This is a genomic window from Priestia sp. FSL R5-0597, from assembly GCF_038006305.1.
Lineage (GTDB): Bacteria > Bacillota > Bacilli > Bacillales > Bacillaceae_H > Priestia > Priestia zanthoxyli.
This window is the reverse complement of record NZ_JBBOUZ010000002.1, coordinates 88,882-111,230: the sequence shown is the minus strand read 5'-3', so window position 1 is coordinate 111,230 and position 22,349 is coordinate 88,882. Positions and strand designations below refer to the sequence as shown.

General features: G+C 35.2%; 27 protein-coding genes and 1 pseudogene. 11 read left to right on the top strand and 17 right to left on the bottom strand.

Going from position 1 to position 22,349, the window contains the following annotated elements; all coding sequences use genetic code 11:
• Both MKX72_RS27300 and MKX72_RS27295 read left to right on the top strand, forming a co-directional pair.
• The coding region (locus MKX72_RS27300) for a FeoB small GTPase domain-containing protein (protein WP_340760990.1) at nucleotides 1-528 on the top strand (528 nt) is incomplete at its 5' end.
• Nucleotides 529-541: 13 nt separating this feature from the next.
• Nucleotides 542-1,909, top strand: coding sequence for a nucleoside recognition domain-containing protein (locus tag MKX72_RS27295; RefSeq protein ID WP_372454552.1), 1,368 nt, complete (start codon nucleotides 542-544; stop codon nucleotides 1,907-1,909).
• A gap of 259 nt (nucleotides 1,910-2,168) precedes the next feature.
• Here MKX72_RS27295 and MKX72_RS27290 read toward each other — a convergent pair whose 3' ends face one another.
• Both MKX72_RS27290 and MKX72_RS27285 read right to left on the bottom strand, forming a co-directional pair.
• Entirely contained in the window at nucleotides 2,169-3,359 is a 1,191-nt protein-coding gene (locus MKX72_RS27290) for an FtsW/RodA/SpoVE family cell cycle protein (RefSeq protein ID WP_155008796.1), read from the bottom strand.
• A gap of 39 nt (nucleotides 3,360-3,398) precedes the next feature.
• Entirely contained in the window at nucleotides 3,399-3,653 is a 255-nt protein-coding gene (locus tag MKX72_RS27285; protein WP_155008797.1) for a hypothetical protein, read from the bottom strand.
• A gap of 536 nt (nucleotides 3,654-4,189) precedes the next feature.
• Between MKX72_RS27285 and MKX72_RS27280 the strand changes: the two genes are divergently transcribed.
• Complete coding sequence (locus MKX72_RS27280; RefSeq protein WP_025753496.1) at nucleotides 4,190-4,462, top strand: HU family DNA-binding protein; 273 nt, start codon at nucleotides 4,190-4,192, stop codon at nucleotides 4,460-4,462.
• 106 nt (nucleotides 4,463-4,568) lie between these two features.
• On the opposite strand, the gene MKX72_RS27275 is transcribed toward MKX72_RS27280, so the two are convergent.
• On the bottom strand, nucleotides 4,569-4,850 hold the full coding sequence (locus tag MKX72_RS27275; protein WP_155008798.1) for an AbrB/MazE/SpoVT family DNA-binding domain-containing protein: 282 nt from the start codon (nucleotides 4,848-4,850) through the stop codon (nucleotides 4,569-4,571).
• A 176-nt stretch (nucleotides 4,851-5,026) separates the two neighbouring features.
• Nucleotides 5,027-5,263: a hypothetical protein gene (locus tag MKX72_RS27270; protein ID WP_155008799.1), complete on the bottom strand. Its 237-nt coding sequence runs from the start codon at nucleotides 5,261-5,263 to the stop codon at nucleotides 5,027-5,029.
• Between the two features lie 400 nt (nucleotides 5,264-5,663).
• On the opposite strand from MKX72_RS27270, the gene MKX72_RS27265 reads away from it, so the two are divergent.
• The 3 genes from MKX72_RS27265 to MKX72_RS27255 all read left to right on the top strand — a co-directional run bounded on the left by MKX72_RS27265 (nucleotide 5,664) and on the right by MKX72_RS27255 (nucleotide 6,805).
• Nucleotides 5,664-6,140, top strand: coding sequence for a DUF2975 domain-containing protein (locus MKX72_RS27265; protein ID WP_155008800.1), 477 nt, complete (start codon nucleotides 5,664-5,666; stop codon nucleotides 6,138-6,140).
• A 10-nt stretch (nucleotides 6,141-6,150) separates the two neighbouring features.
• Nucleotides 6,151-6,366, top strand: a complete 216-nt coding sequence (locus tag MKX72_RS27260; RefSeq protein ID WP_098315267.1) for a helix-turn-helix domain-containing protein — start codon at nucleotides 6,151-6,153, stop codon at nucleotides 6,364-6,366.
• A gap of 94 nt (nucleotides 6,367-6,460) precedes the next feature.
• Complete coding sequence (locus tag MKX72_RS27255) at nucleotides 6,461-6,805, top strand: hypothetical protein (RefSeq protein WP_155008801.1); 345 nt, start codon at nucleotides 6,461-6,463, stop codon at nucleotides 6,803-6,805.
• 97 nt (nucleotides 6,806-6,902) lie between these two features.
• Here MKX72_RS27255 and MKX72_RS27250 read toward each other — a convergent pair whose 3' ends face one another.
• From MKX72_RS27250 to MKX72_RS27195, 12 genes and pseudogenes are all read right to left on the bottom strand, one after another.
• Nucleotides 6,903-7,463 carry a L,D-transpeptidase gene (locus tag MKX72_RS27250; protein WP_235918795.1) on the bottom strand — a complete coding sequence of 187 codons (561 nt, stop codon included), beginning with the start codon at nucleotides 7,461-7,463 and terminating at the stop codon, nucleotides 6,903-6,905.
• Between the two features lie 201 nt (nucleotides 7,464-7,664).
• The gene (locus MKX72_RS27245; protein ID WP_155008804.1) at nucleotides 7,665-8,225 is read right to left on the bottom strand and encodes a hypothetical protein; all 561 of its coding nucleotides are present in this window, start codon (nucleotides 8,223-8,225) and stop codon (nucleotides 7,665-7,667) included.
• Nucleotides 8,226-8,273: 48 nt separating this feature from the next.
• Entirely contained in the window at nucleotides 8,274-8,912 is a 639-nt protein-coding gene (locus MKX72_RS27240; RefSeq protein WP_155008802.1) for a restriction endonuclease, read from the bottom strand.
• Nucleotides 8,905-9,858: a DUF3991 and TOPRIM domain-containing protein gene (locus tag MKX72_RS27235; protein ID WP_340760988.1), complete on the bottom strand. Its 954-nt coding sequence runs from the start codon at nucleotides 9,856-9,858 to the stop codon at nucleotides 8,905-8,907. The genes MKX72_RS27240 and MKX72_RS27235 overlap by 8 nt, the downstream gene beginning before the upstream one ends.
• A gap of 114 nt (nucleotides 9,859-9,972) precedes the next feature.
• Nucleotides 9,973-11,004 (bottom strand): hypothetical protein, encoded by a 1,032-nt coding sequence (locus tag MKX72_RS27230; protein WP_340760987.1) that lies wholly within the window; start codon nucleotides 11,002-11,004, stop codon nucleotides 9,973-9,975.
• A 431-nt stretch (nucleotides 11,005-11,435) separates the two neighbouring features.
• Nucleotides 11,436-12,416, bottom strand: a pseudogene (locus MKX72_RS27225) (ArdC-like ssDNA-binding domain-containing protein); the annotation flags it as partial.
• The gene (locus MKX72_RS27220; RefSeq protein ID WP_075422172.1) at nucleotides 12,409-12,684 is read right to left on the bottom strand and encodes a hypothetical protein; all 276 of its coding nucleotides are present in this window, start codon (nucleotides 12,682-12,684) and stop codon (nucleotides 12,409-12,411) included. The gene MKX72_RS27220 and the pseudogene MKX72_RS27225, both read right to left, overlap by 8 nt.
• A gap of 50 nt (nucleotides 12,685-12,734) precedes the next feature.
• Nucleotides 12,735-13,169: a hypothetical protein gene (locus tag MKX72_RS27215; RefSeq protein ID WP_155008858.1), complete on the bottom strand. Its 435-nt coding sequence runs from the start codon at nucleotides 13,167-13,169 to the stop codon at nucleotides 12,735-12,737.
• Complete coding sequence (gene mobP2, locus MKX72_RS27210; protein WP_340760986.1) at nucleotides 13,170-14,366, bottom strand: MobP2 family relaxase; 1,197 nt, start codon at nucleotides 14,364-14,366, stop codon at nucleotides 13,170-13,172.
• Nucleotides 14,363-14,620, bottom strand: a complete 258-nt coding sequence (locus MKX72_RS27205; protein ID WP_155008870.1) for a hypothetical protein — start codon at nucleotides 14,618-14,620, stop codon at nucleotides 14,363-14,365. The genes mobP2 and MKX72_RS27205 overlap by 4 nt, the downstream gene beginning before the upstream one ends.
• 258 nt (nucleotides 14,621-14,878) lie before the next feature.
• Entirely contained in the window at nucleotides 14,879-15,181 is a 303-nt protein-coding gene (locus tag MKX72_RS27200; protein ID WP_340760985.1) for a hypothetical protein, read from the bottom strand.
• A gap of 48 nt (nucleotides 15,182-15,229) precedes the next feature.
• On the bottom strand, nucleotides 15,230-15,517 hold the full coding sequence (locus tag MKX72_RS27195; protein WP_098113494.1) for a hypothetical protein: 288 nt from the start codon (nucleotides 15,515-15,517) through the stop codon (nucleotides 15,230-15,232).
• A gap of 804 nt (nucleotides 15,518-16,321) precedes the next feature.
• Between MKX72_RS27195 and MKX72_RS27190 the strand changes: the two genes are divergently transcribed.
• The 5 genes from MKX72_RS27190 (at nucleotide 16,322) to MKX72_RS27170 (ending at nucleotide 21,379) form a co-directional block, all read left to right on the top strand.
• Complete coding sequence (locus tag MKX72_RS27190) at nucleotides 16,322-17,014, top strand: helix-turn-helix domain-containing protein (RefSeq protein WP_048022402.1); 693 nt, start codon at nucleotides 16,322-16,324, stop codon at nucleotides 17,012-17,014.
• A 566-nt stretch (nucleotides 17,015-17,580) separates the two neighbouring features.
• On the top strand, nucleotides 17,581-18,882 hold the full coding sequence (locus MKX72_RS27185; RefSeq protein ID WP_340760984.1) for a replication protein: 1,302 nt from the start codon (nucleotides 17,581-17,583) through the stop codon (nucleotides 18,880-18,882).
• A 108-nt stretch (nucleotides 18,883-18,990) separates the two neighbouring features.
• The gene (locus MKX72_RS27180; RefSeq protein ID WP_154975051.1) at nucleotides 18,991-19,725 is read left to right on the top strand and encodes a plasmid stabilization protein; all 735 of its coding nucleotides are present in this window, start codon (nucleotides 18,991-18,993) and stop codon (nucleotides 19,723-19,725) included.
• 205 nt (nucleotides 19,726-19,930) lie between these two features.
• The gene (locus MKX72_RS27175) at nucleotides 19,931-20,824 is read left to right on the top strand and encodes a sigma-70 family RNA polymerase sigma factor (RefSeq protein ID WP_154975048.1); all 894 of its coding nucleotides are present in this window, start codon (nucleotides 19,931-19,933) and stop codon (nucleotides 20,822-20,824) included.
• 342 nt (nucleotides 20,825-21,166) lie between these two features.
• Nucleotides 21,167-21,379, top strand: coding sequence for a helix-turn-helix domain-containing protein (locus MKX72_RS27170; RefSeq protein WP_235918805.1), 213 nt, complete (start codon nucleotides 21,167-21,169; stop codon nucleotides 21,377-21,379).
• A gap of 256 nt (nucleotides 21,380-21,635) precedes the next feature.
• Here MKX72_RS27170 and lepB read toward each other — a convergent pair whose 3' ends face one another.
• The gene (gene lepB, locus MKX72_RS27165) at nucleotides 21,636-22,190 is read right to left on the bottom strand and encodes a signal peptidase I (RefSeq protein ID WP_098113990.1); all 555 of its coding nucleotides are present in this window, start codon (nucleotides 22,188-22,190) and stop codon (nucleotides 21,636-21,638) included.
• Nucleotides 22,191-22,349 lie beyond the last annotated feature (159 nt).

The following is a 22,349-nucleotide window of genomic DNA, read 5'->3' as shown; positions in this document are numbered from 1 at the left end:
GACGAAGAAGTAGCGCGCGATTATATTTTATTTGAAAGACCTGACGTGACGGTTGTTGTGGTCGATGCAACGGCGATGGAACGAAATCTTAATCTAGCTCTGCAGGTAATGGAAATGACGGAAAACGTCGTAATTTGTGTGAACTTAATGGATGAAGCAAAGAAAAAAGGAATTGTGATTAACGAAAAAAAGCTGGCTGAATCGTTAGGGGTACCGGTTGTGCCTATATCAGCTCGCAATAAAAAAGGAATTACGAATTTGCTGGATGCGATTGAAGGAGTCGTGCGCGGGGAAGTAAAGCTTACTCCTTACCAGGTGCAGTATACAAAAGAAATTGAAGCGTCACTAAAGGAGCTAGAGCCTCAAGTTGCTTCTATTGTTGGAAACCAGTTTCCTCTCCGCTGGATTGCTTTACGAGTTCTTGATGGAGACACGTCATTTTTAGAAACCATTCAGCAGCGCCAGAAGCAAGATATCAGTCACACAGAAAGGAGGAACAGCGCATATGGGAAATCCGTTAACTCCTGAAAACTCATTAGCGATGGAACAGCTAACGCGCTATGCGCAGCAGGCAAAAGAAAAAGATCATCGTTCAAATATGGTCGCAAGTATTTATCAGTCTTCACAGCAAATATGTAAAAAAGCCGTTGTGTACGAAGACCGTTCAAAGCTTCAGCGTACGGAAAAGCTAGATAAAGTCTTCACTTCGCCAATTTGGGGCTTTCCGATTATGCTTGGTATTTTATCGGTGATCTTTTATATCACCATAGCCGGAGCAAACGTTCCTTCTGGATTAATCGCACAAGGTTTTGGCTGGGCGGAAGGATATTTAACAGCTTTCTTTCAAGCGATGCACACGCCAGAATGGCTGCACGGAATTCTTGTACTAGGACTGTTTCGCGGTACGGGATGGGTTATTAGCGTCATGCTGCCTCCAATGGCCATCTTTTTCCCGGTGTTTGCCCTTTTAGAAAACTACGGCTACTTGCCTCGCGTCGCGTTTAATATGGATCGTTTGTTCAAGCGAGCAGGCGCACACGGCAAGCAGTCCCTGACGATGGCGATGGGGTTTGGATGTAACGCCGCAGCGATTATGTCAACACGTATTATTGAATCGCCGCGTGAACGTATGATGGCGATTTTAACAAATAACTTTGTTCCGTGTAACGGCAGATGGCCTACGCTGATTTTGTTAGCTTCTTTATTTATGGCAACAGGCTTTACAGGGAGTGCTAAAACATTCGTAACGGCGCTTGTTGTAGTGGGAACCGTGTTATTTGGAATTGTGGTGACGTTGTTCGTATCGTGGACACTGTCTAAAACAGCGCTGCGCGGAGTACCAACCCACTATACGCTCGAGCTCCCGCCTTACCGTAAGCCAAAATTTGTAGATACAATTGTGCGTGCGACGCTGGATAAATCGCTGTTTGTGTTAAAACGCGCGATTATTGTTGCAGCACCTGCAGCAGTTCTAACATGGATACTGGCCAACATCTATGTCAATGACACAAGTATTTTAATGCACTTCGTTCAGTTTCTTGATCCATTCGCCAAGATGCTGGGACTAGACGGGTACATACTAGCTGCTTTTATTATTGGCTTGCCGGCTAATGAAATTGTTGTACCAGTTTTACTAATGGCGTATTTATCAACAGGATCATTAATTGAAATTGAAGATGCAACAAGACTCAAGCAAATTTTTCTGGATCACCACTGGACGTGGCTAACGGCTCTTAACATGATGCTGTTTTCGCTTCTACATTATCCATGCGGAACAACCCTTGTGAATATTTATAAAGAAACAAAGAACATAAAGTGGACGTTTCTTGCCTTTGCAATACCCACAGTTATAGCCACTGGAGTTACTTTTGTAGTTGCTCAAATCGTTAAAAGTTTCAATTTAATTTAGTCGGAACATATACAAATCAATGAGTTGAGAGATAATGTCTAGTTTTTATATTTTATTTGCCCACATTGAATAACATTTATAATAGGGAGCATACTAAGTAAGATGCCAAAAGGCATCATAGGATAAAGTCTCATAAACAGAAAACCGTCTTAGAGAGAAGGTGGTTTTCTGTTTTTTACGCTGTAGTATACATTTTTAAAATATACTATCTCAAATTAGAAAAAGACGTCTTATAAAATAAGACGCCTTTCTACTCGATTTAAACACTCTTTAGCTTACGTTGTTTAACTAATTCAACCTTATACTTTTCTTCGAACTTATTAAACATAGAGATATTTGTTAATACGCCCATAGATAACATCAGTAATGTGAGTGAAGATCCACCATAACTCACAAACGGTAAAGTTACACCTGTAATAGGTAAAATACCCGTTACTGCGCCAAGATTCACAAATACTTGAATACCAATCATAACTGAAATACCTATAGCCATTAATGCTCCAAAAGGTTCTTTGCACTTCTGTGCAATTCTTAGACCTTTAATAACAATAAAAAATAATAAACCCAGAACGATAAGTACACCCCAAAAACCTAATTCCTCTGCAATAACAGCCATAATAAAATCTGTATGAGATTCAGGTAGATAACCAGCTTTTTGTACACCCTGTCCTAGACCTAAACCTTGTAACCCCCCGGTTCCTATAGCCAAATAAGAATTAACAAGCTGATATCCATCGCCTTGCTGATTTTCAAATGGATGTAGGTATCCTGTAAAACGAGAGATACGTACAGGAGAGAAGACTGTATCAATATGGCCAGTTACTAATAAAACGACAAGCATAATCCCTATGCCTACTACCCCTAGCATCGCAATTTTCAGCATTGATTTTCTAGAAATACCAGAACATAAGACAATCGCTGCAACGATGCCTAAAATAAGCAGAATTCCACCATAATCAGGTTGCATGGCAATTAAAATGCAAAGGAAAAAGACGATAATAATAGGTGGAATAATTGCACGCTTTAAGTCATTTATATATTCCTGTTTATTTGTAAAAACAGCTGCTAAATAGACAATAATGACGAGTTTTGTTAATTCTAATGGCTGTATCCTAACTGGACCAAGTACAAGCCAACTTGTTGCGTTTCCTGCCGTATGTCCGAATACAAGTACCAGAACTAAAAGGGTAGTGATTCCTCCTAATGCAAGCATCAAGAACCTTTTTTCTTGGTACATCTTATAAGGAATAACGGCTGTGACGCAGAAAAAGAAAAGCCCTGCTAAAAGTGCAAACTTTTGTTTTTGATAAAAGTAATCACCCGTGAATCCATATCGAGCGATAGCTGTTACCATACTAGCACTGTAAACCATAATTAAACCAATAATACTTAAAACAACTAAGGCTATGATAAACTTGTAGTCATAACACTTTAAAACCTTTTTAAACATAGAAAGATCCTCATTCCTTGCAATATAAAAAATATGTTTTTAGAGAAAAACTCTCAATAAATTAAACAACCCAAAGGTTGAACTTGCTACTATAGCCACAGTACCTACTGTTTTGTTTCTTCCTGCTAAATAATAATGTAAACTATGTAAGATAAATGCAACTGAGACAACCATGATGACTGCCTTGTACCAAAAAGAACTATCTAAATACCACCCTAAACTCATAAAAATAAGTAGTAGTACTAAAGATATTGTTCTTATTCTACTTTCCGTGACAACTTCTACGTACTTCATATAACACTCCTACCGCCAAATAAAATTCCTATCATATGGTTAATTACCATGTATTAACCATAAATGTAAACGAAGTTATAATTATACCATAATAATTCCTTAAATAAGCAAAGTATGTTAGCCAAACATATAATAGTCATTTTGTATATAGGTTGTTCGTTAGCAGTCAACATACTCGTATATCAAAGCAAGCGAAAAAAACTCCTTTTACCATCAGAAGTTTAAAAAGCCTTCTTATTATAGCTTAGTGCATCAAAAGTAAACCTTTTATACATATCACAGTTTAGGAAATGATTTTGGATTCAGATATGATACGATGCTAAACAACTGATTCAGCGTCTTAACATACATTTAAAGATGCAGTCCGTAAAGGTATAACTTTACGAACTATGAATTTTAGTTATTTTACATTAAAATATACTATTTTTTAGAATATAGGAGACATACAAGAACATACGTTTGACTTTTTTGATTAGGCTGTGATATATTTCTTGTCTATACACCACTATACATAGTAGAGAATGAGGTAAGTAGATATGAAAAAAGCTGAATTAATTGATGCTGTCGCGTCGAAATCAGAATTAACAAAACAAGACACAAAGAAAGCCATTGATGGACTATTTGCAACGATTTCTGCCACACTGGCAAACGAAGAGAAAATTCAAATTGCTGGATTTGGTACATTTGAAGTACGTGAACGTGGAGAGCGTACAGGACGTAATCCACAAACAGGTGAACAAATTGTTATTCCAGCTACAAAGGCTCCAGCCTTCAAGCCAGGTAAAGAATTTAAAGAAGCTGTAAAATAAAGTAAAGAGGATTTATATAAACTCTCCAGAACAAGATTCTGGAGAGTTTACATAAATCCAAATGCAAAGGGTGAAACATAGACTTCCTATGGAATACACGTCTATATTACGCTTTAATACCAAATTTAAATTCAATCTCATGCTTTAGAATTTCCGCACCTCGCGGGCTTAACACAATTCCTTTTGCATATTCCCTGTTTTGTGAGGTCACTTCACCGGTAATCATACATTCATTTTGGGCTTTGTATTTCTGAAGAATAATGTGATTGCCATCAACAAATATTTCTACAGGATCTTTTTCTTTGATAGTAAGAACCTTCCGTAACTCCACAGGAATTACAACACGGCCCAACTCGTCTACCTTTCGCACAATACCCGTTGTTTTCATACTTTTCCTAACCTCCAAAGATAAAATAAAGGACATGAACTCTAGATATTACTTTTATAGAATTAAATTTTTTGCTGCATCAATTGTTCATTCTTATAGTAAAGCAAAGGTGTTTTGTTAATTCTTCTTTTTCAAGAAAGTAATTTAGCACGAGAATAAAGAATTGTACAAATCATTTAATACTGTCCCCTTACATTTCTTTCGCTGTTTCTTTTAAATTGTTCTTTCACATACGTACACGTACGCTCATGATCACGGGAAAAGAAGTGATCCTTTTTATGGTACACTTTTACTCCACAAGATGGACAAGCAAAGAAGCCAATTGTTAGCTCACCGGGCACCTCATGTGCATAAAACTCACCAGTTGCTGTAAACATCACTACATGATTGGCTTTTTCGATTTTCGCTCTCAACCCTATTCCTCCTTACCCATATATTTCATATAATTCTATAATAAGGTCTATACGGTAATAATACAAAAAATAAGCAGCACCTTGTGTTTTGACACGAGATACTGCTTTTATTGTTGTTTTCATAAACGCCGTATGTACCATTTTCATTTAAATCTAAACAATTTAGTATGTATAGCTGTAAAAGTCTAAGAGTCTCCTGTTTATTTTATGGAATTTCCGTCTATACATTTTCTAGTTTATTAAATCCTTCCTTTGTATAAAAGAATATTTCTGCCACTTTAAAGTTAGAGTCATTTTATAGAAACAATAAGAATAAAATGCAAAATGATGTATTTTTATTGTAAAACGATAAATTATATGTTAAATTCGTATTTGAAATTTAATAAATGAGGTGTTTATTATGAAACAAAGTTCAACAATAATTTTAAAAATAGCTCTTTTTCTCATGGGAGCTCTGGTTCTTGCTTTAGGCATATTTGGTTTATTTTATTTAGCTAACAATACAGCAAATTCAGACTACTCCTACATACTATATCCTGCTGTAAGCATTATGTATCTTTCAGTTATCCCTTATTTCCTTACGTTGTATCAGGCTTTTCGACTTCTTATCTATATTGACAAGAACAAAGCGTTTTCTAGCATTTCTGTAATAGCATTAAAGAAAATAAAATATTATGCAATTGTAATTAGTGGCCTGTATGTGATAATGATGCCATTTGTTTTTTTAATAGCAGATAAAGACGATGCGCCAGGCCTTATAATAGTTGGAATGGTACCTATCTTTGCTTCGTTGGTAATTGCAGTCTTTGCTGCGGTCCTTAAAAGACTTTTACAACAAGCGATTGATATAAAATCGGAGAATGATTACACAGTTTGAGGTGGATAAAGTGGCAATTATAATTAATATTGATGTCATGTTGGCTAAAAGAAAAATGAGTGTGACGGAACTTTCAGAGAAGGTAGGAATAACGATGGCCAATCTTTCTATCTTAAAAAATGGCAAGGCAAAAGCAGTTAGATTTTCAACTTTAGAGGCTATTTGCAAAGCCTTAGAATGTCAGCCTGGCGATATTTTAGAATACAAAGATGAAGAAGATGCTTAAAATAGTCACAAATAAAGCATTAGAACGAAATTTAATGGGTTTGCTTAAGGAGGTTAGTTAGTCAAAGACAAATATTAAACAGAGGAGAAATTTAATGAGTTTTATCAGTCTAATTATGCTCTTTGTTTTATTTCTTATATTGGTTTTTATAGTAGTTGGGGTACTTTCTCGTCGTAGGAATATTCAAAACAAACCATCATTATGGGGAGTTGGAGTATTTTTACTACAATTACTACTTATCGTATTATTTTTCACTGAAATTACAGCAAAATTTAATGAACTATTTTTTGATATCCTTTGGTGGGTCACAGTTGCCTCTGGTTTTATCGTTGGAATACGTAAATTTAAACATAATGTAATCCTTTCTATATTAAATATTTTCATCAGCCTTATATTAACAATTTTTATGCTTTTATTATTGTTTATAACATCTATGTAACCATTAAAAATTGTCGGTTATTTAACTATTTTATGGACCTTATAAAGATTCAAAGTAAAGGAGCAGCATTCCGTGATAACGGAATACTACTTAATCATTAATTATTTTTTAATTTGTAGCCTTTGAACGTATATCCATAAACCTTAGTTAGATCAACAAAGCTCTTATAGGAATACGTGATAACAACCGGTGTCTCAACTTCAACTTTCTCATAAAGCTTCTCCACATCTTTATTATGCATTCTGACACATCCGTGACTCACGTATTTTCCAATGCTGCTTTCATTGTTATTTCCGTGAATTCCATATGTATCGCCATTCGTACCGCCTGCATTTAATCCTAACCAACGCTTTCCTAATGGATTACGAGGGTCTCCTCCAGCAATATGTCCTGTATAATAAGGACGATTCTTAATCTTATTCACTATTTTAAAGAATCCAACAGGTGTTTTCTCCCACGTTTTACCTGTAGCTACTGGATTAATAACTTCGATATAACCATTGTGAAAATAAGCAAGTTTGTTATATTTCTTATTAATGATAATGAAGTCTTGATTAGATGCTTTATTGGAAGCTTCCGTTTTCCCTACCGACACCCCACATATTGTAACCATCAATAATGTAAAAATAGTCATTAATTTAATGAATAGATTCTTCACCTTAAACACTCCTCTCTTTATCATGTGTATATAAAACAGAAAAAACACCTTCTTTATTTGAAGGTGTTTTTCGTAACAATCATTTATAAATAAAACTTAATATACATTTGTATAGGCAGAGAAACGTTCTCTAACGAAATTAACGTTTGTTTTACGGAGTTGCCCATTCGATGCAAGTTTGAGCACTTTAAAAATCATTTGTTAATCAATATTTAGAAAGTAATCAAAGTCACTTGTTATTTGCACCACATATTCCATTTCATAACTATGGTCCTCCCTGAGTATACGACCACTTACTTTGTTTTCTGAATCATCATAATAGTTACTTAAAGATTTCCTTGTACCGTCTTTATCTTTGTAATAATACCCCTCCGGACTTTTGACTTTTTGAAAATCACCTTGAAAATAAATTTCAGGCTCTACACCTCTTTTATCACTTTTAGGGTATTTAAATAATCCTGCTTTTTTATAATACATTATTATCTCTTCCTTGCTTAGTCTAGTAGATAGCCTTACTGACGCAATAATTCCCCAATAACCACCACTACCACCGACAAGATATTTTCCATTAGCTTGCTCATTTTCAATAACTTTTGTTTTAGGTGGAGGAGGATATTTAAACAGTTGTTCAGCAAAATTATTGGAGACCCTGTCCTTATCAGTCCAATTTGTCAATCCTAGAACTAATACTACAATTAATATTACTGCTACTAAAAGCAGCATACCCAACTTGCTACATACTGTTTTCCTTATAAAATTCATATACAAGAGACCTCTCCTGCTGCGCTTTCCTTGTTTAGATTTCTACATTTACTTACTGATTTTTTCTGTATGGCGACAACCTGGAAAAGAGGAACAGCCAAAAAAGCGAGTCCCATTCCCATCTCTTACGACTAGATCTTGCCCACACTTTGGACATTTACGAGGTTCTGGTATGATATTTTCAAAGATTTCCCGTGCCTTAAAAACGGGATTGACTTCATTAATAAACTTTTGAAGATCCGCACGATCCACTAACGTTACATCACATGCAGCTGCTAATTCTTTTGCTTGTTTGGTGAAATAACTATTGGTCACGACCCAAGCTTGATTTGCTTTATAATACGCTTTTGCTGCGTATACTTCTTGTACTGCTGAAAGACTGACTCTATTTTTAGCACTGTACCGTTTGGCCTGAATCACAATCTTTTCTTTTCCCTTCATTACCAAGTCAGCTCCAAAGTCGCCAGACGATGGTGTTACTTGTATCTTGTAACCTAACTGTTGGAAAAGAGCCTGCAAGTAAAATTCGAACTGCCTCCCATCCATTTTATCAATATAGGGCATGGCTGATTGGGCTAATTCTTTCCTATACTTCCGTTCACGAAGAACACGGTAGGCAAATCGAGAAAGCTTAAATAAAATGATGAGAAGAAAGAGATAAAATACACTTTGAAACACTTTATCCATTCATTGAAAGCTCCTGTTCTGTTTGTTTATTCCGGAGACGTGATGCCACAGGTTGAATGCTTTTTCCATTCTTATTTAATGCGTCGTTCCAATCTTTCGCTCCCTTTGGAATATCTGCTCTTATTAAATCAGCATTAACGATTTGGTTCATTTTGTCAATAAATTCTTTTCCTCCTTGGTCATTATCGACAGCTAACACCATTTCTTGAATGCTTAAGCCTTCTCTTCGAGCTTCGATATAAGATTGAGCAACAGTTTTAGGTTTTAAGCCATTCATACTAATAAGACGTGTATTCTGCAATTGATTTTCCTGTATACTCCAATAAGAAAGAAGATCAATTGGGCTTTCAAAGAAATGAATCTTGTTTGGGCGACCAACATCAACTGAAAAGCCTGTATGAGGGTTATCGTTCGGTAAGACTTGTTTAAAAGAACCTCGCTTATTTTTTATCGAAGCTGTTCCTTGTCGATCTGCCCCAATCACTTTTCCTTTGCCTCCATGCTCACGCCACTTAAACACCACATTGTTCCGTTTGTCCTGGGCGATTAAATCTTTTTGAAGGAGCCAATCAACTAATCGAGGATCTATTTTACGTTCTTTTATGAGATAGCCTTTTACTTTGCTTTGATCCTTCACTTCTAACTCTTTTGGATAGCGAAAAGGCTCGTTGGATTTGGAATTAGTCTGCTGTTCGTGAGAATGAGAAAGCTCTTTATAATCGCCTTTATTGATATCTAATACAGCTTGTGGGAACGACATCCCATAATACATTTGAGCGAAACTGATTGCCCCATATCCTGTTTCATTCCGGCTATTCCAAGCGTACATATTTCCTTTGATGAGTAAGCTATCATGTTCCGTATGACGATAATACTTTCCTTCTTTGATAAAGGTTTCGCCTTTGGCTTCCAGATACGACAACAAATCAATATCTCTGGCTTTCATAACCTCCTCCTCCTTGACGTGTTTTCGTTCTCCCACCTAAATCCCTCCTTTACTCCACGATATGAAAAAAGAGAGCTTTTCAGCCCTCCCATCCCGTCTAAACTTTTGCTTTTTTTAACGTTCCATTTCTTGTGGTTCTTTCTGTTTTTTTGAAGAATTTGCTCCACTATTCCGTGCAAAAAACTTTGTAAATCCATTCTGTGATTTCTCTTCTTTTTTCTGCTTGTCATGATCCTTCTTCTCTGTGTCCAAAGCCTTTTCAAGCTTCGTTAATTTCTCACGTTGAGAATCAGTCAAATTCAGTTCTTTTAATTCCTGCAGCACTTCTTTTTTTAATTTGTACACCTTATCAAAAGAATGTTTTTGTTCAAACTCCTTCATTTTGGCCAAACGCAGCTCTTTCTCTTGAGACGTTTCTTGCTTCAACTGCTTTTCGACAGGAGCTTTTTTTGCTTCAGCTTCTTTTTTCTCTTCTTTAGAAGAATCTTTTTCATCTGATATACCTAATTGAGCTAGTAAGCTTTGTTTAAACAGCTGCTTATACTGTGTCTCTTCACTAGGCTGCTGCATAACTTCTAGTACTTCTTGTTTATAATCTTCTTGATATTGCTCCTTTTCTTGTGCTTGTTTTCCTGCTTGAAACTGATGAGAAAGTTCATTTTCCATTCCTTTCAATTGGTCAGGGGTGAACTGTTTTTCCTTTAAAGAACTTGATTTCAACATCACATAATCGTTTTCTGCATTTACACGGGCTAACATACTATCAATATCTTGAGGCTTTTCTTTTTCATGAGCTTGTAAAAATGTAAGATAGCTTGTTTTGAGCTGCGTTTCTCGATCTTTCTCTAAAACAGGATTCACATCATGACTTCTCAAAAAATCAACTGTTGTTTCACTTTTATAGGCTTGTTTTTGCCCTTTTTCATCCGTAGAAACAAGTAAAACCTGCGGTTTTTCCTCTCCTAGAGCTGATTGTGTTAAGTAAACAGCACCAGAAGGGATGTCATGCAGCTGTTTCTCACTAATATTCGCCCAATCTGCCTGGATTTTTTCATTTTGTGGATGCTTCATAAACTTCTTTAATTCTCGTTTATCAGAAACAAGCGTTTTAAATTGGTCATTTGAAAGAGATGTTACTTTTTGCATGATTGATTCCTCCATTTAATTCATATTTGGACACAAAAAAAGAGAGCATGTACGCTCCCTCACCTTTCTAGCTCTGGTTCTTCTTTTTTTCGTTTAGCTGTACCTGTACGTTTTTGGAATTGCACGTGACTGCCCACTTCCATACGGTCTTGAAAAGTAAGAGATTGTTCTTGAACTTGACCATGGGTGACCCCCTTTTCATTTCTCCTCATCGTTAAGTCAACCTGATGCTCAAGTTTTACGACTTCCTCCTTTGTCATCCAACCATTTTTAATCGCTTGTGTTTTGGTTGAATAGTAGGTTTCTTCAGCCGTAACACGCTCTAGAATGCTGTCTACATTTTGTGCCGATTCTTCTCGTTGTTTTTGTATATAATTTCCATACCCTTCTTTCATCTTCATATGCACATTATCAGAAGAAAGAGGCTCTGTTTGCTGCTGTTTTTTATCGTTTTTTTCTGGTGACTGATTTTTTTCTCGTTCTTTTACTAAGGTATCTTCGATTGTTTCAATAAAGCCAACGGACGTTTCATGTACTTCTTTTAAAAGCTTGGTTTTATCTTCAAAGGTCTTTCCTTTCGTCCAGTGTGACAGGTATCCTAGAGAATACTCACTCGTATCAATGCCAAAATAAGAAGAAACGGTGTAAGCCGTCATTTCTGCCTGAAATTCTTTTTCCGCAGCTGTATAGTTTAGATGCGTGTCTTCGGTGTGAAGTTTCGCATGTGCCAATTCATGCGCCAAAGTTTTTACATTTTGACGTTCAGAGTTACGAGGATTTAACGCAACTTCTTTTGTTAAGGTGTAACTGATCCCCTTTGCAGCGCCAAGCTCTTCTTTTGGTTGAATAATAGAAATACCATTCTTTTCGGCAATGGCTTCCATCCCTTTATAAAGTACCTTGTAGTCCTCCACGTTGCCTTCTAACCAACGATTGGGGAAAATCTTAGGTAAATCACTCGCTTTTGCATTCGTTTGTGAAATTTCAAAAACATGGCCGACTGAAAAATACAGTCGGCCTTGAGTGACTTCTTTTTTCCCCTCTTGAATGAGCTTTTTTTCTTGAGGAGTAGCTTTATTAATAGACTTTAACTTCCCATTTTCATCTTTAAATTTAGGAACCGTTTTATTTGGCACAAGAATCTTAATACCTTTCTCCCCTTTATTAACAGAGAACCCTTTATCTTTCCAAAACTTAAATGATCCAACAGCTTGAGCACCAAAGAACTGTTCTTGAATAAGAGCTGTGTTCGACATGGAGTATTGATAAAACTTACCCATAAAAGATAAGTAGTCTTTTAATTCTTCGGCAGAATGAAAATGTTGCTCCACCTTTTTCTCCATCCCTTTCGTTAACTCTTCAACCTCTTTACGCTTATCCTCAACAGATTTTTTTGCATAGGTTTTACTCATCTTCTCCCTCCTCTTCTTGATAGGAGATCCCCTTGAGCTCTTCTAATTCTTGTTCATACCAAGGCTCCTCTAAATCCACAAAAAGCTTCTGTGTTTTAATATTCATGGGCACCAACATATTCTCTTGATGCACCACATATTGATGAAACTCCTTCGCTTCTTCTGGACTTAAATTCACCTCTACTTCTTTGTCTTGATATTGCACAATGGCATGATCCTCTCCTACAGCTTTAATCGAAGCTAACACTAAATCCTTGTTAAAAAACATATCTGATTCCTCCTCTACATGTTTAAAACTACCTTTATATAAATCAATCATTAAGATGGTTGTTTCCCTTTGGACTCTTCCCAATCAATCCGTTTTTGACGTTGATTTCCAATACGCTTCTCAACAGCTTCCTTCGCAACCTTTGTGCTATCTAACTCTTGTAAATCGGTTGTCATTAATCCATCAAAACCATGATGGAAGAAAAGACCGTTCATGTATTCAATTAAAATTTGTGTGTTTTTATCAGCACTATTTGCACCAAGACGAATCCTTGTTAATTCATCTTTTAAAACCTGATGTAAGTTATTGCTGACCACTTCCGAAATATATTCCAACGACCATTCATTACTTTTAGCAACTTTATGTTCCTTACAAATTTGAGCAATAGCTTCACCCGTAAATCCGATATTGTTTTCTTCCATATATGTTTGGATATATTGTTTTGTTTCCTCATCCAGTGATAATTTCATACGTTGTTTATTCATTTAATAACTCCTCTCTTCCTGACGATTATGTTCAATTTCTTTTTGTAATTGTTCATAATGTTGTTGGTTTTTCCAACTTTCATATTCTGATTTAAACGCTCGCTCCATCTTTTTTAATGCAAAATGCATAGAGACCTTTTGGTTAAAACTTGCAGGACGTTTTGATTGTTTCTTACTTTCTATCATTCTTTTAATCTGTTGCTGCTGCTTATCATAATCTTTCATTTCTTTTAAGAAAGCATTGCCCATTCGCTTATAAAGATCATCAATTTTCGTTTGCTTATAGTTCTTATATCGTTTCTCATCAACCTTTCCTTCTCCATAGGCTTTCTTTAATTCCTCTACTTCCTTATCTAATTTTCCAAGTAATTGTTGGTACTCATTACGATGATACTTTTCAATATATTTTTGACTTAACACATCAATAAATGGCTTCATTGGTTTTAATGTTCGGTAACTATATTGCCACTGCCTTTTATCTTCTGGAAGATGATTATAAATTTGAAGAAACAATGGTTGAATGTCACGATTCTTCCACCTTAATGAAGAATCCTGCTTCTTTTTTCCGACCATATCCTTTCGAATCAACTCATTTATTTTCTGGTGTTGCTCACCTCGATTTAAAATTTGATTCACGACTGTTGACTTCATCGCATCCAACGTTTTAGGCTTTCTTTTGCCTCGTTCACGAGTAGGTTGTGGTTCTACTGTCGCAATATGAATATGAATGTTTCCCGTATTGTAGTGAATGGCAGCTGACCAAACAGCCGACTCATTTAACCTTTCCCTTTTAAGCATTTCCTTCATAGACTGACGGGTAATCTCCATTAATTTTTTCTCATCCACTGTATGAGTATCAGCATCGTATAAACCATTTTCTTGGAGCCAAGGATTATGAAATGTGATAACATCTTGCCACATAATACTGTTATTTTTCTGCGCTTTTTCAAACAACTTTTTTAATTGCTTTTTCTCCTCGTCATTCAATTGATTCGATTGTTGGGTGAACAAAGAAGATGTCTTATCAGGGTTATCCATATAATCTTGATAAAGAGTAAATAGTTTCTCATGGGCTTCTTGATCTTTCTTCGCATCATCACGATCTACATAATCAACATAATCTTGAAAAGCTTTTTTATCAGATGTAACAAATTTTGTTTTCAAGACCACGCCTGGAATAACAGAAGATGTACTCACTCCTCATCTTCTCCCGTCATATCTTGAATAAATCCATTGATTGTTTCAATGGCAACTGCACACCTTTCCATCATCTTTATGTTTCGATCAATGAGAAGTTCTAACTCTGCTTCACGATCTTTTTGTTCTTGAAAAACAGCCAGTGTTTCAATCTGACCTTTTAAAAATTCTTGCCGAGAAATCTTCTTTTCTTTTGCGATTTTATCAATTTTTTTAAGTGCAACTGGATCAATATACCGAATTTTAATTTCCATTTTATCCGACCTCTCTTTTGTAGTAGTGCTCTTCCCCCTAAAAAGAGAGAAGAGCATAAGGGGTTTTTGCCCCCACCATAGGTGTGGGGCTAGGCAGAGCCTAGCAAAGCCGTGGGTACAAAGAAAATCGCTAAATGTCCCCTTTACGTCCCCTTTTTTTGGTGTACGTCCCTTTTACGTCCCCTTTTAAAATCCCAATGTCCCCTTTATGTCCCCCTATTTTGGAGCCATGTCCCCTTTGCGTCCCCCTGTGTTTTTTCACTTCATGGCTAAATCTTGTTGCTTTTCATTCAATTTTTGGAGCTTTTCTTGTAAGCTTTTTTGTTCATCTTTATAGAGCTGAATGCTTTCATCACTTGACTGAATGGCATCCTTTTTCATGGCGATTTTTGATTCAGTATCGGCTTTTTCCTCATTCACTTGGTACTTCATATCACGTTGTAACTCGTTCATTTCTTGTTGCGTTTGACGTTTATGTTTGGCTTCTACCTTAATTGCCTTTTCATAGTTTTTCATTTTCTCTTTAACAAAATCTTTTTCCAAATCATTGACTAAAAACACATAATCTTGTTTGGTTTTTATTCCTTTTCCTTCTTCACTTTTTGTTTTTCATTGGTCAGAATAGAGCGTTGTAATTAACGCATGAGCATCTATTTCATCTGTTGAATCTGTTTCTGAATCACTCGTTACATCATCTACGTTTACCGTTTCTTTTTCTTGTGCAACAAAGCTTACTTCTTCTTCATCTGTTTGATCCATTTTGATGACCATATCCAGTGAGCTATTAGCCACATGGTATACACGATTTTCAATGGTTACGGTTCCTGTTATGTTAGAAGAAACCGCCTCGTATAGATTTATAGTTAATTTTTTAGCGCTAGTAAAACTTAAATTCAACTTATTGCTCACTTAATATAGTTTCTTAATAACAGCTCCCTCTTTAGTTCAACTTTAGTTAAACCTAACATTAATTAATCACAGATTTATAGTCAGATTTCTAAAGTGTAGTTGAAGATAAGTTCAACTTAACAGTCACTCACTATAGATTCACAGTTGGATTTCGTCTCTTCAGCCTTCTCCAATCCAAACTTAACAGTCACTTACTATAGATTCACAATTAGATTTCATCTCTTTAGCCTTCTCTAATCCGAACTTAACAGTCACTTACTATAGATTCACAGTTAGATTTCATCTCTTTAGCCTTCTCTAATCCGAACTTAACAGTCACTTACTATAGATTCACAGTTAGATTTCATCTCTTTAGCCTTCTCTAATCCGAACTTAACAGTCACTTACTATAGATTCACAGTTAGATTTCATCTCTTTAGCCTTCTCTAATCCGAACTTAACAGTCACTTACTATAGATTCACAGTTAGATTTCATCTCTTTAGCCTTCTCTAATCCGAACTTAACAGTCACTTACTATAGATTCACAGTTAGATTTCATCTCTTTAGCCTTCTCTAATCCGAACTTAACAGTCACTTACTATAGATTCACAGTTAGATTTCATCTCTTTAGCCTTCTTAAGAACTTTGTTATAATTAACTATGACTTTGAATTGCCTATTCTATCAAAAATAGCAAAAGAACCTGTAAATCTAACAAAAAATCCATTATTAAATCTCTCAAAATTTGATGTCAGTTCTGTTATAATGACAACAAATTTATTGTTATTATAATCGAGAAGAGGAGGGGTTAATTTGAAACAAACTGAGGAAGAATTCAAATTAAGTGAAGTAATAAAACTTACTGGACTGTCTGATCAAACAATTCGAAGATATCAAGAGGACTTTAATATTCAAGGAATTCGTACTCAAGGTGGTCATCGTCGTTTCAAAAGAGAAGAAATTGATATGTTACTTGAGGCTAAGAGATTAAAAGAAGAACATGGTTATTCTATTAAGCAAATCCGTTCACATTTTAATGGAGAAACAACATCAGAGATGTTAGAAAAGAATGAACCTATGAAAACAGTTTTTGAGAAGAAAATACTGAATTTAGAAGAACAATTAGCAGAGGCAACTGAGAAAATTGATTCTATGGTTCAGGTTTTAACAACATTTATGAATCAAAGTGGACAAACAAATCAAAAAATTTTATCTCAATTTCAAGATGTACTAAAGGCACTTCCTGAAACATCTACAACTACAAACAACCAAAGAATCTTGGAAAAAGAGCAACGTCTAAACGAATTGAAAATTAGGAACAAATTAAAAAAAGAAGCCATTGAAAAATGGGGCATTTTACCTGAAGAGGAACGGACTACTACAGTGAAAACTGGTCTATTTAGTTTTAAAAGGGAAGAAAATCATAATAAAAAACGTGCTTTCATCGAAGATTACATAAGTGAACATTTAGTAGATCGACTTGAAAGAGAGTATGACATGAAATAAAATCAATGATTAACCTAATTTTAGTGAAAGATAAAAAATGAAAGAGGCATTGCCCTTAGTTAAGCTGAATTAACTAAGGGCAATGCCTCTTTCATTTGGAAGATTATTTTTATTGAAACTAAAAATTGCACTTTGCATGCTGGTCAAGAGTAGAGAGAAAGATTTTATTTTTCAGATAAATGATTTTAAAATTATTTATTATCTAAATGAAAAAGATTAGCCTAAAATACTCGTTTTGATATATTTTGCTAATTTTTATTGAATTATGAGACTAGTTAACGCTATAATAAAACTAACAAAAAGGACCGGAATAGAAAAAAGACTTCAACTGTTTAAGAAGTGCTGTCAACACTCTTAAACCGTTCACCCTAATTACAGTAGGGAAAACACTTGTCGAAGTCTCTTGTTAATAGAGTTAGTTTTTCTATAAAATAAAACTTATGTTTTTATTTTATACGAAATTGACATCTATTTCAAGGGCTTAGTTCATCAAAATCAAGGCATTGTTTTCCTTTTTCCAGGGAAACAGTGTCTTTTTTGTGTTCCTTAAAGGAGAAGATGAACAAATGACAAAAATATTAACCTGTTATTTAAAAGATGTAGATACCTTCAATGGACGGTTCAAATGGTTATGGACCAACAAGTCCACGCTTCGTAAAAAGAAAGAAGAGTTTTTAGACATTCTTCGTACCCACTTTAAACAACAACAATCTGCTATACATAAAGAATTTCCTAAAAAGAGAATGGAAATGCTCGATCATGTCATCTATAACCTAGTGGCTACGGGCATTCAAGCGATCCGTTCTGAAACGCTTATGAAGAAATTTAATGTGTCCAAAAGTACCGTTTCTCGTTTTGTACGCTCCTTAAAAGCGACACCGTTTATCATTGTCGCTCGTTACATTAAAGAAGATACAACAGGTACTCATCCGGACAGTTATGTATTTATCCTTAAAAGCCATAAAAACTTTCATCACATTTGCGACGAAATCTTTTTTGCCCATGATACAACAGGGATACAAACGCTTCAACAAGAAGAAATGACCACTCCTGTGACACGTCCTGTGACGCATCCAGAAAGTGCTGAAAACGTTGATACACCAAGCTTAGAGGTCGATAAATCACCGAATGCCTTTATTAACCTTGATTTACCTGTAAATCATATAAATAATCATTTAATGTCTGTTTCACAGGCATTCACCTACATCAAAGGTGTGCCTAAGAAAGTCAATCAAGTCTATGCAGGTAAATATGGACATCAACTACAAGACTTCTATGCTCGCATTCAAAATGCTGCAAAAGCAGTAAAAAAAGATACAGAGATTACGATTGAGAAAGAGCAAGTACATGAAATTGCGTATTCAACCATTGTTGGGTTAGATAAATATGTCCATGAAGCTAATCAACAAGGGAATCCTTTATCCCTACGGGATATGTGTCGACTAATCTATCAGATTGCGAAAAATCAATTCTATGATTTAACAAAGCCTAAAGACCAGGATTATTCATCAGTATACGCAAACCAACAAGAAGTTATACATAACGAAAGTCAAACAATAACATTCGCTACACCAAAACGGATTATCCGTAAGGAGCTAGTTCCAAATTGGTTAAAAGCTGAACAGCAGCAAGAAGAAGCTACAAAAGAAACAGAGATTTCTTTGGAACACCAGCTTGAAATGATTCAGTTAAAGCAAGATTTAGGTCAAGAGCTAACACCGGAAGAAGAGAACTTGCTGCAGGAGCACAGCTCTACGTATAGTTTGTTTGAGATTGCTCAGGTAAAACAAGACTTAGGACAAGCTTTAACGCCAGAGGAACAAGACTGTTTACGTCAACACAATCAGTTAAAAGACACAGCTTCCTAATCAAAAAAAGTAGAAATCTCTTAGAAGCTGATGTTTCAATATGACATGTTTATTTAGAACTGTGTTCTAAATAAACAATAATAATTATCTATGCAGGAGGAGACTATTATGCCACATAAAATTACGTTAACCGGCTCAGCCACAGGACCATTACGAGAATATGATCGCTACGTTGCTTTTGATATGCGTGAAAAAGGGTCACCATCTGCGCCGAAGGGGTTAAAGAAGAGTACCTTTATTTCGTATACGGTGTTTGTTGCAAAGAAAGCCTTTAATAAAACAGGGCTCACGAAGAAAAGTATCATGCATGAAAAAATCTTAATTCAAGGTGAACCAACATTAGACATTGCGATTGATGAATGTCCTGGTGAGGTAGGAGTGATCTGTTTCCAGATTACCGTTCTTCCGAATAAAAATGATAAAGAGAAGAATGATTCAGATGCGAAAAAAGAACCTAAGCAAGAGGCTTCTGCGCCTTCTGAAGCCCAAAAGAAAACGGAATCTACTAAACAGGAAGAGGCACAAGCACCTGTTTCTCAACCTGTAGCAAAAGAAGAGAAAAAGAGTGAGAAAGAAAAGACAAGATTATCTAACCAACCGAAGGGAACTCAGGATCTATTGAAATTTGATGAAATCATCGTACCTGAAGAGTTCTTAAAAACACGTCCAAACCCTGAAAAAACACAAAAGGTCATTGATTTTGTGAAGCGTACAGGTCGTTTAGATGAGCCATTGACGATTGAAAAAGATTCAAAGATTCTAAAAGATGGCTATCGTCGTTATATTGTGGCCAAAACGGTGAAAATGGATCAAGTTCCTGTTGTATACGAGTACCAAAAGTAAAAGCCTAAAGAAAAAGTAACAACTGTTTATCTTTTCACTGACAAATTAGAAAAAATAGACTTAATAAAGTGATAACCTGTGTCCAATGGATAACAAGATAAATGAAACAGGATTTACTTTCTGCTGAGGAAAGATAAACATCTCCACTACTATTCTCTATACGTAGCTTTCTATACATCTAAGTCGAGAATTGGAGGGCAATATGGTGACTAAAAATCAAAAAGTGTGGACAGAGGAAGAAGATTTATTTCTAAAAGAACAATATGGGCGAATGACACTCCAAAAAATTGGTGAATGTTTAAATCGTAGTAAAGAATCGGTTAATAAACGGGTTTCACGACTACAACTTCGCCATAACCAAAATGGCATACGCAAAAAATGGTCCACTGATCAAGATACCTTCTTAAAGATAAACATTAATAAGATGGACAATCGAGAGATTGGAAAACATTTAGGCAAGAGCCCTTCTTCTGTTGCAAATCGAATTAGACTGTTAAAATTAGTACGAAATACGTCATTACGTAGATGGACAAAGAAAGAGGATGAATACTTGGTAAAATGGTATGGGGTCAAGTCACTTGACCAAATATCTAGACGCTTACAACGAAGTACACAAGCATTAGAGTCTAGGTTATATCGTTTAGGTATACGTGGCGTAAGATCTCATCTGGGAAATGTTACAGCATATGAACTAGCAGAGTGTCTGCAAGTTGATGTTCATACCATTTATAGCTGGATTCAGAAAAGAGAACTACCTTATAATATCTTGAGAGCAAACACACGAACATTTTTAGGAATTGACGTAGCAGCCTTTTGGAAATGGGCACAACAGAATAAGGAACTGATTAATTTTTCTAAAGTAGCCCTAAATACTCTTATTCCAGAACCCGACTGGGTAAAGGAACAAAGAAAATATGATTATTTTAATCGGCCTAAATATGAAAATAAAAAGTGGACTAAAGAGGAAGATGCCCGTCTATGGTATATGTTTTATCAAGAAGGCCGTACTCAGCAAGAAATTGGCCAACTAATTGGTAGATCAGCCCATGGAATTCAACGAAGATTACATCGATTGCGGAAAAAGAAGCTGCCTCAATAAATCCTGCCCTTTTGTAATTGTTCTTATTTTCTCTTAAGCAGACTGGTTTAGGGCAGGTTGTTTTTTATTTTCTATGATACTCAAAAACTATTCATACCTATAACAAAGACCGCCCATTATGTATCAGTGTATAAGGCGGTCTTAACTGTATTCATGCTATATGATTATGACCAAAATATTGACATTATTCTCTTTCACATAAAACTATTCTGCTCTGTACTTTACTATATGTTAATTGTTATAAACTAATGCCTCTTTTATTGAGCAATGCTTAATTTTTTTTGCATAGATGAATAGGTTAAAGGAAATCTGTCCATCCTTTATAAAAAGGAGGTTATTGTAGTGGCTAAAAGAAGTAAGTTAGGTAGATTTTTAGATAAGGAAGGTTATAACATAACAAAATTAGCCCAAATGACGGGTTTAAATAGAAACACAATTAGTAAAATATACACTGATTCAAGTTATGTTCCATCAGGAGCTACAATAAAAAAGATTATGAAGGCATTAAGGTCACTTGATCCAAGCAAAAAGACAGAAGATTTTTTTGACATATGAAAAGGTGCAATAATCTTACCTTTACTTAGCTTTCTTGATGTTTAAAGAAAATGACCCTCTATTTTTAAAAATAGAAAGTCATTGGTCTATGCCTGCCTGTCGCTAGTCAGCCTTGAGAAGGTGACAACCCTAGTCATGTCCAAAATAAATGTAATCTAAACTTTTTACTTAAACGTATAACTTGATTTCTAGTTTATATAACGAATTTTACAGGAGCATATAAAAAAGCTCCCTATGACAAGGAAACTTTTTAAAGTTATTTAATCCATTGGAACTCTTTTAAAGGCCAATAAGCTAATTTTGCTTTTCCTACTATCTTATCTACGGATATTGTTCCTACTCTAGGAGATCTACTATCTAGACTATTCTTTCTATTGTCTCCCATAACAAATAACTGGCCTTCTGGAACAGTTTCACTACCTGTATAATCTTCAAGTTTAAAATCCTCAGTTAATGGACCTATTACAATTTCTTTTTTATATTGATCTAGATAAGGTTCCTCATATTTTTTCCCGTTTATATATAACTTATCTTTACGATATTCTATACGATCACCTGGTAAACCAATCACTCTTTTAATGTAATCTTTTTCTTTTGTAGCATGAAAAACGATAATATCAAATCTTTTTATATTGTCTACTTTATTTTTACCCATCTCATTAAGAATAATATGTTCGTTATTCTTTAAAGTAGGCATCATAGACTTACCGTTTACAACTATAGGAGCAAGTACATACTCCCTTACAACAAAAGCTAAGATACAAGCGATAATAATTGATTTAATCCATGAAAAAATCTCTTTACGTTTCAATTTAAAACTCCTCTATAACCGTAATACATGTTTAGAAGTATAACATAATATATAGAAATTAATTTTTAATTTAACAATTTAAAGTTATGTACTTTAGTAGTCTAATGAATTCTATAGGCGGAAAAAGTACCTGGATATTTAAAAGCCAAGCACTTTTAA

What these genes read in the sequence shown, in the direction of transcription:
- MKX72_RS27245 (WP_155008804.1), bottom strand. Translation starts at nt 8,225, where the DNA reads ATGAATTTTATAAGGAAAACAGTATGTAGCAAGTTGGGTATGCTGCTT.
- MKX72_RS27220 (WP_075422172.1), bottom strand. Translation starts at nt 12,684, where the DNA reads ATGTTTTTTAACAAGGATTTAGTGTTAGCTTCGATTAAAGCTGTAGGA.
- MKX72_RS27275 (WP_155008798.1), bottom strand. Translation starts at nt 4,850, where the DNA reads ATGAAAACAACGGGTATTGTGCGAAAGGTAGACGAGTTGGGCCGTGTT.
- MKX72_RS27285 (WP_155008797.1), bottom strand. Translation starts at nt 3,653, where the DNA reads ATGAAGTACGTAGAAGTTGTCACGGAAAGTAGAATAAGAACAATATCT.
- MKX72_RS27290 (WP_155008796.1), bottom strand. Translation starts at nt 3,359, where the DNA reads ATGTTTAAAAAGGTTTTAAAGTGTTATGACTACAAGTTTATCATAGCC.
- MKX72_RS27205 (WP_155008870.1), bottom strand. Translation starts at nt 14,620, where the DNA reads ATGGAAATTAAAATTCGGTATATTGATCCAGTTGCACTTAAAAAAATT.
- MKX72_RS27295 (WP_372454552.1), top strand. Translation starts at nt 542, where the DNA reads ATGGAACAGCTAACGCGCTATGCGCAGCAGGCAAAAGAAAAAGATCAT.
- MKX72_RS27255 (WP_155008801.1), top strand. Translation starts at nt 6,461, where the DNA reads ATGAGTTTTATCAGTCTAATTATGCTCTTTGTTTTATTTCTTATATTG.
- MKX72_RS27215 (WP_155008858.1), bottom strand. Translation starts at nt 13,169, where the DNA reads ATGAATAAACAACGTATGAAATTATCACTGGATGAGGAAACAAAACAA.
- MKX72_RS27230 (WP_340760987.1), bottom strand. Translation starts at nt 11,004, where the DNA reads ATGCAAAAAGTAACATCTCTTTCAAATGACCAATTTAAAACGCTTGTT.
- MKX72_RS27265 (WP_155008800.1), top strand. Translation starts at nt 5,664, where the DNA reads ATGAAACAAAGTTCAACAATAATTTTAAAAATAGCTCTTTTTCTCATG.
- MKX72_RS27180 (WP_154975051.1), top strand. Translation starts at nt 18,991, where the DNA reads ATGCCACATAAAATTACGTTAACCGGCTCAGCCACAGGACCATTACGA.
- MKX72_RS27235 (WP_340760988.1), bottom strand. Translation starts at nt 9,858, where the DNA reads ATGAAAGCCAGAGATATTGATTTGTTGTCGTATCTGGAAGCCAAAGGC.
- MKX72_RS27280 (WP_025753496.1), top strand. Translation starts at nt 4,190, where the DNA reads ATGAAAAAAGCTGAATTAATTGATGCTGTCGCGTCGAAATCAGAATTA.
- MKX72_RS27185 (WP_340760984.1), top strand. Translation starts at nt 17,581, where the DNA reads ATGACAAAAATATTAACCTGTTATTTAAAAGATGTAGATACCTTCAAT.
- MKX72_RS27240 (WP_155008802.1), bottom strand. Translation starts at nt 8,912, where the DNA reads ATGGATAAAGTGTTTCAAAGTGTATTTTATCTCTTTCTTCTCATCATT.